At 41.2% G+C, this 566-nt stretch carries 1 pseudogene; it reads right to left on the bottom strand.

Going from position 1 to position 566, the window contains the following annotated elements:
* Positions 1-397, bottom strand: a pseudogene (locus tag ACS8FD_RS23380) (polyphosphate kinase 2); the annotation flags it as partial.
* Between the last annotated feature and the right edge of the window lie 169 nt (positions 398-566).

Below are 566 nucleotides of genomic sequence, written 5' to 3'. Positions count from 1 at the left end.
GAGTGATGCGCTTGATAGCGCCGCCTTTACCTGCTGAGTCACGCCCTTCAAATATGACAACGATGCGCTCACCGCGATCGACTACCCAATCTTGTAGTTTGATTAGCTCACGCTGTAAGCGCACCAATTCTTGAAAATAGGTACGACGAGCAAGCTTTTCTTGCTCTGTCATCTCAAGTCCATCAAAACGAAAGTCACGTACATAATCATCTATTTCATTTTCAAGCTCTTCATCATAAGCGTCGATTAAGTCCTGATGCATTTTACGGCGTAGCTCATCGTTGAATACTTCTTTATCCATGCGTGTAATAAAGTTGCTTTGTTCAGGTTTGCTTAGCTCATTGTGTTCCTGCGGTGTTAAAGACTTTGGGTCAATTGCCGAGGGAATCTTACTCATAGAAAACTCCTAATAACTATTCTTATCATTGTATTCACCTTAGTCTCTACTTTAGCATATCTGTTGATGAAGCTAATCGATGACTGTGCGATGACTGTGTTCTATTATTGTGCAATGTAATCATGAATTGCTCGTTATCGCGCTAGCAGATTTGTCACTGCATTTAAGA

The organism is Psychrobacter sp. 1U2, from assembly GCF_051847575.1.
This window is presented reverse-complemented; position numbering and strand designations above follow the sequence as displayed.